Here is a 16,813-nt window from a genome sequence, read left to right as displayed (position 1 = left end):
GCTCCCTTTCGGGGCTCGCAGTTCTGCTCGGCCCTGCGCCGCCTTCGGCGGCTGGGTCTGGCGCTTTGCGCCACCCCTACAGGCAGCTAGGCCTGCGGCGGCTCCGCCGCCTGTCCACCGCAAAACTTCCTCCCTCAATTAAACGCTTCTTCCTATGTCTAGATATTTCCCTTTGCTCACGGCTTTTTTATTCTCTTCGCTCTTTTTACAGGCCCAACAAACCGATTTTCACTGGAAAATTGGCGCTTCTACGGGCTTTAGCCAATATTATGGCGACCTCAACGAGCGCCCCTGGACCTACCAATCTGCTTATGGCAGTACCGAGGAGATGGCCCGCTATTTAAGTTATCAAATTGCCCTAGAAAAACGCCTGTCTGCCGCCTGGACCCTCCGCTTTTCGGGCAGTAGCCACCTCATGCAGGCCAATGACCGCTACCAAAACCGAGCAGGCGAGCTGCAAAGCGATGACCCTTACTTTGACCGTGCCCTCAATGCCGAAATGCAGCTCTATAGCGGCCAAGCCGATCTGGTTTATTATACCGATAATGGCCGCATTTTTGGCCCCAATGCTTTTTGTACGCCCTTTTTCTCTTTGGGCCTCGGCTTTAGCCACTTTAGTAGCAAAGCCGATTTGTATTTGGCCAATGGACAGCGCTACCATTATTGGTCCGATGGCCGAATTTATAATTTAGCCGAAAACGATCCTAATGCCAATCTCGCCTTTGAAATTGAGCAGGATGGCATCTTTGAAACCGATCTACAAGAACTAGAAACAGAGGGCCAAAATTATTCGCCTTGGACCTGGCAGGCCAGTTTAGGCCTTGGGCTCAAGTTTCGCCTGGCCCAACGCCTGAGCCTACAGTTACAAACGCAGTTGTTCTATACCTTTAGCGATTATTTGGATGACGTCAGTGGCGATTATCCCGACAACTATAATAGTACGGCCCAAGCCTATGCAGCTAACCCCAGCAACCAACAGGGCCAAAAAAGAGGATCGGATAACCGTAATTTTGATGCCTTTAGCTACAACTCTTTGGGGTTGTATTACAGCTTTGGTTGGAGCAGCAGCGAATTTGATGCCCCCATCATTTTTACCAATGAATTGAGCTTGCTCCAAACGAGAGAAGCTGCCCAAGCCGCAGATAGCAGCCAAGCGAGCAGCCAAAAAACGGAGACAGAAAAAGTAGGAGAAACACAGCCTGCAGAGCCCTATGCCGCTACTCCCGCAACCAATCATTTGGTCAATCGTTTGGCGCTTTTGGAGGCAGAACAGCAACAGCAAGAACTTTTATTGGCCCAAGAGCAAGAGGCCCAAAATATAGAAAAGCTTAGAAACGAGCTGCTGCGAGAACAGGCCTTATTGCGAGAACAGCTCGAGCATGAGCAGGCCCTAAATGAAATCCGTTGGAGATGGTTGCGGCAGCAAAAAGGGGGGCAAAATATAGAAATTAGGACCATAGACAGTTTGCCTACGCTCATCAAGCGAGATACCATCTATCAAGTAGATACGGTATATCAGGAGCAGCAATTGGTCCAAATAGATACCGTAGTAGAAGCGGGCCAAAGTCGAGTAGATACGGTTTATCAGCAAGAGCAGAAAGTAGAAGTGATCCGAGACACCTTGGTCCAAATAGATACCGTTTATTTGACCAAAACAGAGACTGAAATCATTGAGCGGGACTCTATTATTATCATAGAGCAGCAGCAGCCTCGTTTTGACAGTACGGTCCAGGCTGAGCTTTTGGGGCTCAACAAGCAATTGGAGCTCATCGATATGCAGATGCAGGACAGCAGTCAGCAGTTATTGGACCTACAAGTAAGTTTGGCCAATTTGGGTTTGGCTATGCGGGCCATCAATGAGGGGGCCAATGATAGTCTTTTGGCCGCTGCCGAGGCCCAGCGTTTGGCGCTAGAGCAAGAGCTACAGCGAGCCAGAGACCAGCGAGATACGACCATCATTTATTATGATAACAAGCAAGAGCTGCAAGAAAAATTGGCCCAATTGCGCTTAGATTTGAAAAAAATGCGCCGAGATTCTGTGACCCAAGCCGAAGAACAGCGTCTAGTAGTTGTTGATACCGTTTATCGGCAGCTAGCCGATTCTGCGGCCCTAATGGACCTGGCTTTGAAAACCAAAGAGTTAGCTAACTTAAAAGCGGCTTTGGAGCAAAAAGAAGCAGAATTGGCGGCTTTGCCTCAACAGCAAAATGAGGCAGAACTAGCGGCCTTGCAGGTAGAAAATCGCCGATTGAAGCAAGAACTGCAAGACATCAAGCAATCTGTGGGTATGCTAGGCGAGCTCAATCGGCAGCTAAAAGAGCAGCCGAGGGCCAAGGCGGGGCAATACAACAGCCGAATTTACTTTGCCAATGCTTCTGCGGAGCTTAGTATTCAGGCGCAGCGGAGTTTGGACCTTATTGGCAGCATTATGCAGCAGCAGCCCAACTTAAAGTTGGATATTGCGGGCTATGCCAGCAAAACGGGCAACAGCCAAAAAAATGAGGCCTTATCTGCGGCTAGAGCCGAGGGGGTAAAGCGCTACTTATTGGAGCGGGCTCAGTTAGGGGCCGATCGGATAACGGTAGCGGCCTTTGGGGAGCGGAAATCGGAGGGGAATGCCTTGGAAGACCGCCGGGTAGAGCTTCGGCTCTATTAGTGGTCCAGCTTTGGCGCCCGCAGGGCGCCCACTACCGGCCCCTTGGGCCGGTTTTGAGCCGGGCCGAAGGCCCGGCAGCCGGCTGAGCTGCCCGCAGCAGGGCCGCATCGCGGCCGACCCAGGCAGCATTGCTGCCGCAGGGCCGAGCAGACCTGCGAGCTGCGGAGGGGAGCGACCCGAGCGAAGCGAGGGGCAGCCCCAAAAAAAGAGAAAAAGAACTTAAAATCGGCTTAATTTTAATGATTTTAGAGACTTAACTTAAATTAGCGATTGATTTTGCTTTAAATAAAGTCTTATCAATTTGTTAAGACCTTATTTTAACATAATTAGGCCTTTTAGATATATAAATATTTTATAGATTTGCATACTGTTAAGTTGAGCTGCTAATTAAGTGCTTAACTTATAGTGAAAAACAACTTATTAACCATGAGACCCCTATACCTATCATTTATCTGTATGCTTTGGGCTGTGGCTGCATTTGGGCAGTTAGAGGCGAGCATTGTAGAAGAATTTCGGACGCTTTCTGAGGGCAGTCAGTCTGCTTTTGTGATGAGTTTGCCGACGGGGGATAGTAAGTTGGTAAAGAAGGCTTGGGCCAAATACAGCAAGAAAAAGTTTAAGAAAAAGGCCAAGTACGAGAAGGGGGAGGATCGGATGTTTACGGATGATGCGCGGATTAAGGACATGAGTACCAACACCGTTGATTTGTATGTTCGGACCGTGATCGTGGGGGAGGACAGTTTAGAATTTGTGCTTTGGTGTAATTTGGGTGTGGTATATTTATCGGCCAAGGAGTATCCGGATCGGGCCAATTTGGCTAGGGGGTACATGCAAGAATTTGCGAGCCTTATCTTTTTAGATATTTTGAAAGCGAGGGAGAAGGAAGAAAAAGCGGCTTTAAAGCTGCAGGAAAAAGCGGCAAAAAAGCAGGAAAAGGCCATTGCTAAATTGGCCAAGAAGATTGAAAAATACCAAGAGGAGATAGCGAAAATAGAGGCGAAAATAGGAGAAGTAGAGGAAGAAAAGGGAAAAGAGGAGGAGATCCTATTGGAGCAAGAGGAGGCTATAAAGGCTCAAAAAGAGCAGATTAAGCAGAGCCAGCAGGCCATACAGCTGCAGAAAAAAAAGACATAACTCCCTACAATATAAGGCTCAGTTTTCTGAGTGGAAGAAATACCGGAAGAACGAGTATACTACTGAGCTGCTGAAATAATGCAGTAGGATAGAACAGGCCCTCCCTAAGGCCTTGCACAAGGCTATTTTCTGAAAGGCCCTCCCTAAAGGTCTAGAAAAGAGCTGGCGAATAATAGAAGAAACAAGTTCTTATAGTTGGTTTTTGAGTTTTGGAATTGGTTGATGGGGGTAGCTTTTGTGCTGCCCCCATCTTTTTTGTTTGCAAACTTTGAAAAATAGAGAAGTCAAGACCGCAACTTTATAATTTAATCCGTAATTTAGCCCCCTAAAGGACAAATTTTGTCATTCAACACATAACTATATAGGCTATGAATTTAGCTGACGCCATAGAACATACTCTCTTAAAAGCTAACGCTAGCTCTTCTGATATCGAACAACTTTGTCAGGAAGCTATCGATCATAAATTTGCAGGGGTTTGCATCCCGCCTTTTCACGTTAATACAGCCAAGTACTTTTTAGCCAATTTTGAGCAGCGTCCCAAAATTGTTACCGTCATAGGCTTTCCTATGGGCTACTCGACCATCTCTGCAAAAGTAGAAGAGGCCAAAAGAGCTACCGCTGAAGGAGCCGATGAGGTCGATATGGTCGTCAATCTTGCCGCCGTTATGGATGGCGAGTGGAGTTATGTGCAAAATGATATTGACTCGGTCACTCGGGCCGTGCACCTACACGGAAGTACCCTCAAGGTGATTCTAGAAACTAGCCTGCTCGATAATATCCAAATGCAGCGCCTCTGCGATATTTGTATGGAAATTGGCGTAGATTATGTCAAAACATCTACCGGTTTTCAAGGAGGTGCTAGCCCAGAGGTGGTCCGCCAACTCAAGGGCTTTCTCAAAGGATCGGCAGTGAAAATTAAGGCCTCTGGCGGAATCAAAACCCCAGAACAAGCCCAACAACTTATTCAGGCCGGCGCTAGCCGATTGGGGACCTCTTCTGGCCTCGAATTAACTCAAGCCGCCAAAAAATAAGCTTATGCGTCCCTTCTTTTTACTCCTTTTTAGCCTTTTTTTCCTAAATCTACTCAGCGGCCAGCAAGCCATCGAAAAAAATGAGGAGCCTAGCATCCGACGATTACTCGACCTTAGAAAAGAACTCAACTTTGAAGAAGATCGAGAAATTAAGGCCTGGGGTATCCAACTTATGGTGAGCCGAGATAAATACGATTTGCTGGAAAAACAAACGCGGTTTAACCGAAAGGAAGAAAAAAAAGCCAACTGGACCTACAAACAACCTTATTACCGACTCAATTGGGGCGCCTACTACACTAAATTAGAGGCCTATATGCAGCTCCAAAAAGTTAAAGAAGATTTTCCAGGCGCTTTCGTCTATAAAAATAATCAGGCAAAGGCTAGCGAGTTCTAAACCCGCAAACCTAAAGTCTTCAGCCACTCTCCTCTGGACGAGTGGCTTTTTTTTGTCTTTTTTTTTAGCCAAAACTTGACAACATACATTTTTGTGTTTATACTTGATTTATATCTGTGGTAACTAATTGTTTTATTTTCCTAATCTGCACTGTTTAGGGTTTACTACTGCTGTTATTTTGGGGCTGCCCCTCGCTTTGCTCGGGTCGGGCTGTACCGCAGCTCGCAGGTCTGCTCGGCCCTGCGGCGGCTGCGCCGCCTGGGTCTGGCCTTCGGCCACTGCTATCCATCCCTCAGCCTGCGGCGGCTTCGCCGCCTAACTAGCGCCAAGTCATCAGCCTAAACAAGTTCAGTACAGCTGGCTGCATGGGTCAGAAAATTAGTTACTTGCTTTAGTGTATACATTGAATGAGTTGAAAAACAACGAAGCATAGGCCTGTCGTTTAGGGCCTGTTGTTGGCCAATTCGTTCTACATTCATAAATCTATAAACATGAAAACGAATTCTTATTTCTTGGCCTTTGTATTCTTGCTCTTGGCCAGCTTACCCATCTTGGCCCAAGAAGATGGAGAGTACTACTCTTTAAAAGATGCCCTAGCCGCTAATCCCAAAGAAGTCTATGGCCTCTACCTTTCACAAGAGAACTTTAGCAGCGGCCTTCCCAAAGGCCTAGAGGCCTTTACTAATCTCAAGGAATTGATGATAAACAATAGTAAACTGAGCAAGTTGAGCGATATCTGGGGCGCGTTCCCCAATTTGGAGTATTTGGACCTAAGCGATAATCGTATTGAAGAACTCCCCCCCAGCTTTAGCCAATTGAGCAAACTGAAAACGCTTTCTTTGTCTCATAGCAGAATTGGTTCAGCTTCCCTCAAGCAAATTGCAGCCCTTAAGAACCTAGAAGAACTCAGCTTGTCTAATGATACAACATTTCGTTCGGCCAATTGGGATGCCTTTGCTAGCCTGAAAAAACTCAAAAAATTAGAGCTGGATGGCTGTTGGCTTAAAGAATTTCCTAAAGTCTTTGCTCAACTGCCTGCCTTGACCTATCTAGACCTACACATGAATCTTATTGAAGAAATTAACGTCTCTTTTGGCCCAAACTTAGAATACTTAGACCTAAGTGAGGGTCGTTTAACATATCTGGATATTGAGGCTAAAGGTTTAAAGAGTTTATTGATCGGATTAACTCCAATTCGCAGATTTCCTAAGCGATTGGATCAACTGACTTACCTCAATTTGCAGGGCTCTATACACTCCAATATACCTTCTGAAGTTATGGCTTATAGCCAACTTAAAGAATTAGCTTTTCGTGGTACTTGTATGCGTGAAGTATCTGCAAATTTAACTCAACTTAAGCATCTAGAAAAACTACATCTAAGTCGTAATGAAATAGTAGAACTTCCTGCCTTTTTTTCCGAACTCCCTAACTTAAAAGAGTTAAATTTAGATAGTAATCTTTTGAGGGTTAATAGTTTAAAGGAGCCAATGAGAAAGCTGAAGGTACTTAGTATTACCCAGAATATGGTGACAATGAAGGAAACTTTCTTTAAGGGGAAGTATATGCCAGCCTTAGAAGAGCTTTATATGAGTCGTGGTAGCTGTTATAATACGCCAGATTTTACAGGGGCAAATCAGTTGAAAATTATTTATATGGATGACCATAGTGTAAGTAATGTTCATCCTTCTTTGGCAGAGCTCCCATTACTAGAAGTATTGGATCTCTCTGGTAATGAGGAGTTAATTTTTCCCGCAGGGATGGAGAAGCTCCCCCTCACTAGCCTTAATATTTCTTCTTGTACAAATTATTTTGGGGACGATGGTAAGATCTACGAATTTCCGGCCTTTATCGCCAAATTACGGAATCTAGAATTCCTAGAAATAGCCAATGTTCCTTATGCTGAATTACCTGATAATTGGGCCTCTAAAGCGATCCTAGACTATTTGGATGTTTCTGGAACAAAGCTGCCTTATAAAGAGATCAAAGAGATTGGAGTTGATCTAGAGGAATGCACGATTGTTAGATAATAAACGCTAATTAGTTTAAAATAACAGCCCCAACTGCCTCGCTAGTTGGGGCTGTTATACTTTATTTAAGGCCCAAAAAAGAGGCGCTTTGCGCTAAAAGTATACTATTTTAACAACTTGGAAACAGTTGGCACAATTATCAGTAAATTAGCTCATTAGTAACATTTAAAATCTATAAACATGAAAACGAATTCCCTTTATTTACCCTTCTTGTTTTTGCTTTTGGCCAGTTTTCCCATCTTGGCCCAAGAAGATGGAGAGTACTACTCTTTAGAAGAAGCCCTAGCCGCTAATCCAAAAGAAGTCTATATCCTCGACCTTTCAGAAGAGAGCTTTAGCCGCCTTCCCGAAAGCCTAATGGCTTTTACCAACCTCAAGGAATTGAGCGTAAATGGGATTGAACTAAGCGAAATAGGCGACATTTGGGGAGCGTTCCCCAATTTAGAGTATTTGGACCTAGACGATAACGCCATACAAACGCTTCCTCCTAGTTTTAGCCAATTGACTAAGCTGAAAACGCTTTATTTGGCCAGTAACCAACTTGGTCCAGAGGCCCTAAAGCAAGTTGCAGCCATCCCAAGCCTAGAAGAACTCAATTTATCTAAAAATACAGCCATGGCTGCCGCCGATTGGAACGCTCTTGCTAGCCTGAAAAAGCTCAAAACATTAGAGTTGCTTCGCCTTAACCTTAAGGAATGCCCCAAGGTTTTGGGCCAACTTCCCGCTCTAAATTACTTGGACCTAGGCGAAAATAAAATTGAAGAAATTAAGCTTTCTTTTGGGGCCAATTTGCAAAATCTAGACTTAAGCGACAATCCCCTGCATACGCTAGATATTCAGGCCGAAGGCTTGAAGGACCTGTTTGTAAATCGCACAAAAATTCAAAAATTGCCCAAACAATTGGCCCAACTCCATTACCTGAGCTTGGATAATTGCGGCATGACGGAGATCCCCAGCCAAATTATAGCCTATAGCCAACTTAAAGAATTGAGCCTTATTGGAAATGAAATTGGCGAGCTGCCCGAAAGCTTAACGCAACTTCAACAATTAGAAGAGCTATTGCTGAGCAATAATACCCTAGGGGAAATTCCCGCCTTTTTTGCCCAAATTCCCAACTTAACAGAGCTACACCTAGATAACAACCTGATTGTTGTGAATAATTTGGAGGCGCCCATGAAAAAGCTAAAGCTCCTTTATCTTAGTGAAAATATTATGGGCCCCAATTTCTTTAAGGGCCAATATATGCCCGCCCTAGAAGAACTCTATATGAGTAGTTGCCTGCTTTTTAGTACGCCAGATTTTACCGGCGCCACAAAGTTGAAAAGCATTTACTTGGATGCCAATATGATTGATAAAATTCATCCTTCTTTGGCAAAACTCCAAGAGTTAGAAGAATTGGACCTCTCTAATAATGAAAAGCTGGTTTTTCCTAAAGGAATGGAAAAACTCCCCCTCACTAGCCTCAATATTTCTTCTTGTACCAGTATTGATGACCTTTTGGAAGATGATCTGGTCTATGAGTTTCCCGCTTTTATTGCGCAGCTCCCTAAGCTAGAATCACTAGAAATAGCCAATATGCCTTATGATAAATTGCCCAAGGTTTGGGCTTCTAAAGCCAGCCTATTGTATTTGGATGTTTCTGGAACAAAGCTTTCCTATGAGCAGATCAAAGAGGTAGGACTTTATCATGACCAATGTGATATTATTTGGGAATAACCGCCCATTGGCCTAAAAAAAACAGCCCCAACTAGCACACTAGTTGGGGCTGTTTTGGTCCAGAAAGGCGGCGCAGCCGCCTTGGCTGAGGGATGGATAGCAGTGGCCGAAGGCCAGACCCAGGCGGCGCAGCCGCCGCAGGGCCGAGCAGACCTGCGAGCTGCGGTACAGCCCGACCCGGCCAAAGGCCGGGGCAGCCCCAAAAAAATTAAATCACTCTTTTGTAAAATCGAATAAACCAAATGCGGGCCACCTGTAGCTTTAGGCTCTTGATTTCGGGCTTGAGCAAATTGTTGCCGATCTTCATTTTAAAGCGATAGTTGCCATTGCCCAAAGCCTTGCCCGGTTTGTCAAATAAAACGGTGCCCTTGATTTTATTATAGTCTTCTCCGGCTTTGGTCGACTTAAACTGAATGTCTTTGATCTTCTCATTTTTCTTCCGCACCTTTGGAATATATTCTTTGAGAGCGGCCTTAACCACCCGCTGAACAATGGGGTGGTCAACAGAAAACTTGATCTTTTGGGCCGAGGCCGAGCTGGAAAAAAGGAGCAGCAAGAGGCCCATGAACAAACTGATACGCATAAGATTTGTTTTTAAAATAAAAGATAGGATGAATATTGATTGCGCCTAAGGCAAAAGTCGTATTTTTGCCCCTCATTAATGCCCAAAGTTATGCAGTTTGAGATCCACTCTCCATTTTCGCCAGCTGGCGACCAACCCAAGGCTATTGCAGAATTGGTAGAAGCCGCTCTCAGAGGGGAGCGCTACCAGTGTTTGCTTGGGGTAACGGGTTCTGGAAAGACCTTTACTATGGCCAATATGATTCAGGAGTTGCAAAAGCCTACCCTGATCTTAACGCATAATAAGACCCTGACGGCCCAATTGTATGGCGAGTTTAAGCAGTTTTTTCCAAATAATGCGGTAGAGTACTTTGTTTCTTACTACGATTATTACCAACCAGAAGCCTATGTCCCTTCTACTGACACCTATATCGAGAAAGATTTGGCCATTAATGATGAGGTGGACAAACTTCGCCTAAGAGCTACTTCCCAACTATTATCGGGCCGCAGAGATATTGTGGTGGTGGCCTCAGTTTCTTGTATTTATGGTATGGGAAACCCCGAAGACTATAAAAAAGGCGTGATGCGCCTAGAAGTTGGCCAAAATATTAGCCGAAATAGCCTGCTCTACCAACTGGTAGACAGCCTTTATGCCCGTAGCGAAAATAGCTTTGAAAGAGGAGAGTTTCGGGTGCGAGGCGATACCCTAGATATTAACCTCCCTTATACCGATTATGGTCTCCGCCTTAGCTTTTTTGGCGATGAAATCGACGAAATTGAACGCATAGATACCGAAACAGGTAAAAAATTGGAAGACCTTAGCGTGGTCGCTATCTTTCCCGCCAACCTTTATGTGGCCCCCAAGGACCGTATGCAGCAAATCATTCGACAAATTGAGGATGAACTCCGTGAACATTATGAATATATGGAGGATGAAGGTAAGCATATAGAGGCCAAACGCCTGCGGGAAAGGGTCAATATGGACCTAGAAATGATGCGCCAATTGGGCTATTGCTCTGGCGTAGAAAACTATTCTCGCTACTTTGATGGCCGCCAAGCTGGCGCCCGCCCTTTCTGCCTACTCGATTATTTTCCAGAGGATTTTCTCATGATTGTGGATGAGAGCCATGTGACGATGCCACAATTTAGAGCCATGTATAGCGGCGATAGAGCCCGAAAAATGTCTCTGATCGAACACGGTTTCCGCCTGCCCTCGGCCCTAGATAACCGCCCACTCAACTTTATGGAGTTTGAAAGCCTGATGCGACAGGTGGTTTTTGTGAGCGCTACGCCCGCCGCTTACGAATTAGAAAAAACAGAGGGCGAAGTGGTGGAGCAAATCGTTCGCCCCACGGGCTTACTCGATCCGCCCATTGAGTTGCGGCCCAGCATCAACCAAGTGGATGATCTTATGGATGAAATCCGCAGCGCGACCCGTAAAGATCAGCGGGTGTTGGTCACGACTATTACCAAACGGATGTCGGAAGAACTCGCAAAATATTTGGCCAAATATAATATCCGTTGCCGCTATATTCACTCGGATGTAGACACTTTGGAAAGAGTAGAAATCTTGAGAGATCTCCGCCTAGGCGAGTTTGATGTGCTGATTGGAATCAACCTTCTCCGTGAAGGTTTGGACCTACCCGAGGTGGCCCTGGTCGCTATCCTCGATGCCGATAAAGAAGGCTTTTTGCGCAACGAACGCTCACTCACACAGACCGCAGGACGGGCCGCCCGTAATGCCAATGGCCGTGTAATTTTTTATGCCGATAAGATGACGCCTTCTATGCAAAAAACGATAGATGAAACCAATCGCCGCCGCAGCATTCAGATGGCTTATAACGAAAAATACGGCATTACGCCCACTACGGTGCTCAAATCTAAGGATGAAATTCGCCGCCAAAGTTCGGTCCTAGATGGCCGCCTGCAAGGCAAGGAATATGAGCAAAATGAGCAGCAAAATATGGTGGCTGAAGACCCCATCCTCAAAACGATGTCTAAGGAACAGCTAGAAAAAGCGATCGAAGAGGCCCGCCGTAAAATGAAAGAGGCGGCCAAGGCCACCGACTTTTTGTCCGCCGCTCAATATCGCGACCAACTTTTTGAATTGCAAGATTTATTGAAGGAACGCTTTGGCCATTAGGATCCAAATCCAAAATAAATGCTCCTTGAGGTTTCTGTTTTATCTATTTGAACTTGTTCCTTTTTTGGGGCCTCCGCAGCAGAGCTGCGGCGCTACGCTTTAGGGCTCGCAGGTCTGCTCGGCCCTTCGCCAGCAAGCTGGCTTGGTCTGGCGCTTCGCGCCACCCTGTCGCATCGCTAGGCCAGGCGCTTCGCGCCTCTGCTGCACATCGGTTACTCCCTTTGGTCGTCGAAGACGCCCTAAAGGGCTTGTTGTGTCCAGGCGCTTCGCGCCTTCTAGATGCAGAAGGGCCAGTTTGGAAAGAAAAATGAAAAAAGGCTCAACCTTTTTGGGGGAGCGTAGTTTACTAATAGAACTTAAGCAACTTAGACAGCTCCTGATGGAGCGGTTAATTTAAGTCAGCTCATGCGCTTATGACGCATTTAAAGTTTATTCATGGGTTTTAGGGTTTAGTTTTCGACTTTGGTCCTCTTGAAGAGGGCCAAAGTTTTTTTTTAGCGCATTTGGCCTAGCGCTGTGGAGGGGTGGCCCAAAGGGCCAGACCCAGGCAGCTTTGCTGCCGCAGGGCCGAGCGAGCAGCGAGCCCCGCAACATAGCGCCCGCCGCAGGCGGGAGGCCCCAAAAACAAAAAAAATGAAAGATATCAAGGCCTATTTGGATGAAAAAGTGGCCCAATACAACCGACCAAATTTTATCAAAGATGATCCGATTAGTTTGCCACATAGTTTGAGCAAGGCGGCTGATCGGGAGATTATTGGCTTTTGGGTGGCTGTTTTGGCTTGGGGGCGTCGGGCCAGCATCATTAAGAGTGGAAAGCGCTTGTTGGAGTTGATGGATTATGCGCCCCATGATTTTATTGTCAACCATGAGGAGGCGGACCGCAAGGCATTTTTGGACTTTAAGCATCGGACCTTTCAGCCCACGGATGCCCTTTATTTTCTGCATTGGTTGCAGCAATATTACCAAAAAGAGGATAGTTTGGAGCAGGCATTTGCGCGGCATCTTGGGCCAGAAGATGAGCATGTTGGGCCGGCTTTGCTCGGCTTTGAGCAAGACTTTTTTGCCTTAGAAGAGGCCCCTCAGCGGACCCGAAAACACATTGCTACTCCTGCTCGGAAATCGGCTTGTAAGCGTTTAAATATGTTTTTGCGTTGGATGGTCCGTCGAGATGAGGCAGGGGTAGATTTTGGGCTTTGGCGGCAAATTTCGCCTGCGCAACTACTACTTCCCTTAGATGTACATGTCGGTCGGCAGGCCAGGACCTTGGGGCTTTTGAAAAGAACAAAAGACGATTGGGCAGCCTGTTTGGAGTTGGGGCAAGCCGCTAGAACACTTTCTGCTGAAGATCCTGCAAAGTATGATTTTGCTCTGTTTGGGATGGGGGTAGAGGGGGAGTTGTTGTAGGGACCTACAGCCCTACTTTATCACCCGATCCAATGTATTCTCCTCCATGGTTTCTACGGAAAAAATATCTCGTTCACGGCCATAATTAAAGTTATACTGCAAAGCTTGTTTTCACAAAAGGCCTATATCTAGGCTCCAACAGAAATACAGAAAGAACCCCAGCAATTTGCCCCTTCCCCTTCTCCTTCCCCCAAAAAGCTGTACTTTTGCAAAAAAAGGAGCAGTAGATGGGGTACATTTCAGAAAAGACGGTTCAAGAAATCTTCGATACCGTAAAGGTCGAGGATGTGGTAGGCGATTTTGTCCACCTCAAAAAAAGAGGGGCTAACCTGATCGGTCTCTGCCCCTTTCATGGCGAAAAAACGCCCTCTTTTACGGTCTCTCCAGCCAAAGGCATTTATAAATGCTTTGGCTGTGGCGCTGGCGGAAATGCCGTGAATTTTGTCATGGAACATGAAACCCTTTCCTATCCTGAAGCCCTCCGCTTTTTGGCCCAACGCTATAATATCGAAATTGAAGAGGAGGAAAGCTCCGAGGAATATAAGGAACAACAACGCCAAGCCGATAGCCTCTATATTATCAATGAGTTTGCACAAAAGCATTTTGCCGCCCAAATGCAAACGGATTATGGCCGCTCGGTTGGCCTTTCGTATTTTAAGGAAAGAGGCTTGCTGCAAAAAACAATCGACCGCTTTGGGCTAGGCTTTGCCAATGGCCGAAATAGCGACCTCCTACAAACCGCAAAAGCTAAAGGCTACGATTTAGAACTACTCCAAAAAGCTGGACTCGCCACCCAATACGGCAATGATTTCTTTAGAACCCGCGTCATGTTTCCGGTCCATAATTTATCGGGAAAAGTCCTCGGCTTTGGGGGCCGAATGCTGGGCAATAATAAGAAACAACCTAAGTATCTCAATACGCCCGAATCCGATATTTACCAAAAGTCCAAAATCCTTTACGGAATTTACCAAGCCCGCCAAGCTATCGTCAAAGCGAAGGAGTGCTATATGGTAGAGGGCTATATGGATGTGCTGGCCCTCAGCCAAGCGGGTATTGAAAATGTAGTGGCTTCTTCGGGGACTTCACTCACCCCCGGCCAAATCCAATTGGTCAAACGCTATACGCCTAATCTGACCCTACTTTACGATGGCGATAAGGCCGGAATTAAGGCCGCTTTGCGTGGACTCGATCTGATTCTGGAGCAAGATATGAACGCTAAGGTGGTTCTGGTCCCCGAAGGCGAAGATCCCGATTCTTACCTGCAGAAGGTGGGCCTCAAGGCCTTTAGAGAATACCTAGAACAACAGGCGACCGATTTTATCCTCTTTAAGATGAATCTTTTGCTGGAGGATAAGGCTGATGACCCCTTGGCCCGTGCCGAATTACTGCAAGATATTGTGGGCAGTATCGCCAGAATCCCCGATAGCCTCAAACGAGCCACTTATGTCCGTAGCTGCGCCCAAAGACTCGAAATTAGTGAGCAAATTCTTCATATTGAGGTCAATAAACGCATCGCTAAGGCACAGGCAGATGCCGAAAAAGATGCCCGCCGCGAGGAACGCCAACAGGCCCGCCGCCAACAAAGAAATCAACAAAAACAACAGTTGGCCCCAGGCGAATTGCCCCCGCCTATGGAGGAGGACCAGTTTGGTCCCCATGCAGAAGGGGAGTACGCTCCCGATAATATGGCCGGCCCCGCTACAGACCCACAAACTGGTCCCGCCCCCGTTTTGGGCCATTTTCAAGAAAAAGATATTTTGCGCCTGCTCATCAATTTTGGCGATAGAGCCTGGCCCGATGCCGAGGAAGCCGATACTCTGGCCGAGTTTATTCTGATCGATATGGGCGAGCTACTCGATGAGTTTGACCACCCCCTTTATGCCGAAATTATTGAGCTTTGCATCGATCGTTTGGAGGAGGGAGAGCCCATCAATTCTAACTATTTTACCCAACATCCCAAGGCCGAACTGGCCCAATTGGCCATCAATTTATTGGCCGATCCCTATATTTATTCGCCCGGCTGGGAACGCCTAAATGTCTACCTCAACTCCCAAGAAATGCCCGAGCAAAACCATGTAGCCGATGCCAAAAGCGGCATTTTGCGCTTCAAACTCCACAAACAAGAGCGCCTTTTGGCCGAAAACCAACAGCAGATTAAGCTGCTCCAAAGTCAGCCCGACAAAATGGAGGAGCTCATCCTACACCTCAAAATTCACCAAAAGCTTAAGGCCCAACAAACCGAACTAGCTGCTCAGTTAAAGACGGTTATTTTGCGTTGATGATTATTTTTTTGGGGCCTGCCGCCTTCGGCGGCCGGGCCCTTACAGGGCTCGCAGGTCTGCTCGGCCCTGCGCCAGCAAGCTGGCTGGGTCTGCCGCTGCGCGGCCCCCTTTCAGGCCCCTAGGCCGAATGGCCTTTTCTCCGCCCAATCAGGGCGGCTTTTATGGCCTAGCGATGGTAGGCAGTGCGGCAAAGCCGCAGACCAAGCAAAAACTTGTTTTTTGCGCAGGGCCGAGCGAAGAGCGAGCTGCCGAACGTAGCGCCGCAAGGCGAAGCCGCAGCGGAGGCCCCAAATCCTAATCTGTTGTCCATAAATTGATATAGACATGCGTATGCAGTAGTCCCCCGCTTAGTTGCCGCATATCGGAGCTGAGGGCATTGACATAGCTGCCTTTGAGCTCCCAGGCCCAATTTTTTCCATGATAAATTTCTAGGCCCAAAAAGGGGCTCAAATGAGGGGCCCAATTGACATCATTGCGGGCAACCCCGCCAAACTCTAGCCCAAAAAAGGGCAAGAAAAAACGGCGGCCCAAATGCTGCTCAAAAGAAAATCGTCCCCCAAAACTGATGAGCAGCATGCGGATATCGCTTTGTTCTAGGCTTTGTAGCTGGCTAAACTGCGCAAAAAAGGCAAATTGAGCGGGGGAAAAATCGCCTTCCATGGTTTGGTTATAGAGCTCAAAGCCAAAAGAAGGACCATGAAAAGGCCCCGTTTGATCGTATTGTATGGGGAAAAAAGTATTGTAGCCAAAGGCGGGGGCAAAAAGGCGGCCCGCCTCATCCAGATACTCTTTTTTAGGGCGTTTATTGATTTGCTCCTGGGCGCTGGCCCAATAGGGGAGGAGCAGCAAAAAGAGAAAAGAAAGCATTTTCATATAAAGGGGATTTACCAAAAGTTAAGTTGTATGCTACTGCCTAGGGTCCAGCCACTTAGGGAGCTATTGTGCTCGCCTGTGGCAAAGGTGTAGCGGCTGTTGATGCGCCAAGAAACGCGCTTATTGTGCAAAATATTAAGGCCTAGTACGGGGCTAAACTGAAAGCTACTGCCCAAATCAGAGCGGCCCATATTTCCTAAATCGGCCCCAAAATAAGGCACGAAAAAAGAGCGATATAAGCCTGTTTCAAAAGAAAACTCTGCACCAAGTCCCCATAAAAATTGCTGACTAATGCCTTTTTCTGTTTCATATAAACGCTGCAAACGAACATACAAATTTAGGTAGGCGGGCCCCCAGCTCTCATCATCATAGCTATACTGATAGAAGCTAAAGCGAAAACTTGGGCCATGATAAGCATTGCCCAAACTATCATTGAGTGGGGTATAAAAATCATAACCCAACTCCGGAACAGCATAAGATTCCCAGGAATAATCTGGACGCAGTTTACAAATGGCTAAACTATCTTGTTTTTGAGCTTGTAAGGCCCAGCCGCTCCACAGAAAGAGCAGCAATAAATATAATCGCATAAATA

12 protein-coding genes are annotated in these 16,813 nt (G+C 46.6%); 9 read left to right on the top strand and 3 right to left on the bottom strand.

All coding sequences use genetic code 11. The features are described from left to right. Positions 1–154: 154 nt before the first annotated feature. From SGRA_RS07935 to SGRA_RS07910, 6 genes are all read left to right on the top strand, one after another. Positions 155–2,656, top strand: coding sequence for an OmpA family protein (locus tag SGRA_RS07935; RefSeq protein WP_015692128.1), 2,502 nt, complete (start codon positions 155–157; stop codon positions 2,654–2,656). A gap of 426 nt (positions 2,657–3,082) precedes the next feature. Then, positions 3,083–3,790 (top strand): hypothetical protein, encoded by a 708-nt coding sequence (locus SGRA_RS07930; protein ID WP_015692127.1) that lies wholly within the window; start codon positions 3,083–3,085, stop codon positions 3,788–3,790. A gap of 368 nt (positions 3,791–4,158) precedes the next feature. Continuing rightward, positions 4,159–4,821: a deoxyribose-phosphate aldolase gene (deoC, locus tag SGRA_RS07925; RefSeq protein WP_015692126.1), complete on the top strand. Its 663-nt coding sequence runs from the start codon at positions 4,159–4,161 to the stop codon at positions 4,819–4,821. Between the two features lie 4 nt (positions 4,822–4,825). Then, the gene (locus tag SGRA_RS07920) at positions 4,826–5,215 is read left to right on the top strand and encodes a hypothetical protein (protein ID WP_015692125.1); all 390 of its coding nucleotides are present in this window, start codon (positions 4,826–4,828) and stop codon (positions 5,213–5,215) included. 491 nt (positions 5,216–5,706) lie between these two features. Further along, entirely contained in the window at positions 5,707–7,242 is a 1,536-nt protein-coding gene (locus SGRA_RS07915; protein WP_015692124.1) for a leucine-rich repeat domain-containing protein, read from the top strand. A 180-nt stretch (positions 7,243–7,422) separates the two neighbouring features. Then, a complete protein-coding gene (locus SGRA_RS07910; RefSeq protein ID WP_015692123.1) occupies positions 7,423–8,958 on the top strand; it encodes a leucine-rich repeat domain-containing protein in 1,536 nt (511 codons plus the stop codon). A gap of 208 nt (positions 8,959–9,166) precedes the next feature. Here the strand turns inward: SGRA_RS07910 and SGRA_RS07900 are convergent, their stop codons facing one another. Continuing rightward, positions 9,167–9,541 (bottom strand): hypothetical protein, encoded by a 375-nt coding sequence (locus SGRA_RS07900; RefSeq protein WP_015692121.1) that lies wholly within the window; start codon positions 9,539–9,541, stop codon positions 9,167–9,169. Between the two features lie 90 nt (positions 9,542–9,631). Here SGRA_RS07900 and uvrB point away from each other — a divergent pair, with 90 nt between their 5' ends. From uvrB to dnaG, 3 genes are all read left to right on the top strand, one after another. Next, the gene (gene uvrB / locus SGRA_RS07895; protein WP_041329875.1) at positions 9,632–11,662 is read left to right on the top strand and encodes an excinuclease ABC subunit UvrB; all 2,031 of its coding nucleotides are present in this window, start codon (positions 9,632–9,634) and stop codon (positions 11,660–11,662) included. 633 nt (positions 11,663–12,295) lie between these two features. Next, entirely contained in the window at positions 12,296–13,066 is a 771-nt protein-coding gene (locus SGRA_RS07885) for a TIGR02757 family protein (RefSeq protein ID WP_015692119.1), read from the top strand. Positions 13,067–13,293: 227 nt separating this feature from the next. Then, on the top strand, positions 13,294–15,345 hold the full coding sequence (dnaG, locus tag SGRA_RS07880) for a DNA primase (RefSeq protein WP_015692118.1): 2,052 nt from the start codon (positions 13,294–13,296) through the stop codon (positions 15,343–15,345). A 297-nt stretch (positions 15,346–15,642) separates the two neighbouring features. On the opposite strand, the gene SGRA_RS07875 is transcribed toward dnaG, so the two are convergent. Together SGRA_RS07875 and SGRA_RS07870 are read right to left on the bottom strand one after the other, a co-directional pair. Beyond that, the gene (locus tag SGRA_RS07875; RefSeq protein ID WP_041329570.1) at positions 15,643–16,221 is read right to left on the bottom strand and encodes a hypothetical protein; all 579 of its coding nucleotides are present in this window, start codon (positions 16,219–16,221) and stop codon (positions 15,643–15,645) included. A gap of 11 nt (positions 16,222–16,232) precedes the next feature. Continuing rightward, complete coding sequence (locus SGRA_RS07870; protein WP_015692115.1) at positions 16,233–16,808, bottom strand: hypothetical protein; 576 nt, start codon at positions 16,806–16,808, stop codon at positions 16,233–16,235. Positions 16,809–16,813: the final 5 nt, after the last annotated feature.

Origin of the sequence: Saprospira grandis str. Lewin, assembly GCF_000250635.1 — a bacterium.
GTDB classification, from domain to species: Bacteria; Bacteroidota; Bacteroidia; order Chitinophagales; family Saprospiraceae; genus Saprospira; species Saprospira grandis.
This window is presented reverse-complemented; position numbering and strand designations above follow the sequence as displayed.

What these genes read in the sequence shown, in the direction of transcription:
- uvrB (WP_041329875.1), top strand. Translation starts at nt 9,632, where the DNA reads ATGCAGTTTGAGATCCACTCTCCATTTTCGCCAGCTGGCGACCAACCC.
- SGRA_RS07900 (WP_015692121.1), bottom strand. Translation starts at nt 9,541, where the DNA reads ATGCGTATCAGTTTGTTCATGGGCCTCTTGCTGCTCCTTTTTTCCAGC.
- SGRA_RS07910 (WP_015692123.1), top strand. Translation starts at nt 7,423, where the DNA reads ATGAAAACGAATTCCCTTTATTTACCCTTCTTGTTTTTGCTTTTGGCC.
- SGRA_RS07930 (WP_015692127.1), top strand. Translation starts at nt 3,083, where the DNA reads ATGAGACCCCTATACCTATCATTTATCTGTATGCTTTGGGCTGTGGCT.
- SGRA_RS07920 (WP_015692125.1), top strand. Translation starts at nt 4,826, where the DNA reads ATGCGTCCCTTCTTTTTACTCCTTTTTAGCCTTTTTTTCCTAAATCTA.
- SGRA_RS07875 (WP_041329570.1), bottom strand. Translation starts at nt 16,221, where the DNA reads ATGAAAATGCTTTCTTTTCTCTTTTTGCTGCTCCTCCCCTATTGGGCC.
- SGRA_RS07885 (WP_015692119.1), top strand. Translation starts at nt 12,296, where the DNA reads ATGAAAGATATCAAGGCCTATTTGGATGAAAAAGTGGCCCAATACAAC.
- deoC (WP_015692126.1), top strand. Translation starts at nt 4,159, where the DNA reads ATGAATTTAGCTGACGCCATAGAACATACTCTCTTAAAAGCTAACGCT.
- dnaG (WP_015692118.1), top strand. Translation starts at nt 13,294, where the DNA reads ATGGGGTACATTTCAGAAAAGACGGTTCAAGAAATCTTCGATACCGTA.
- SGRA_RS07915 (WP_015692124.1), top strand. Translation starts at nt 5,707, where the DNA reads ATGAAAACGAATTCTTATTTCTTGGCCTTTGTATTCTTGCTCTTGGCC.
- SGRA_RS07870 (WP_015692115.1), bottom strand. Translation starts at nt 16,808, where the DNA reads ATGCGATTATATTTATTGCTGCTCTTTCTGTGGAGCGGCTGGGCCTTA.
- SGRA_RS07935 (WP_015692128.1), top strand. Translation starts at nt 155, where the DNA reads ATGTCTAGATATTTCCCTTTGCTCACGGCTTTTTTATTCTCTTCGCTC.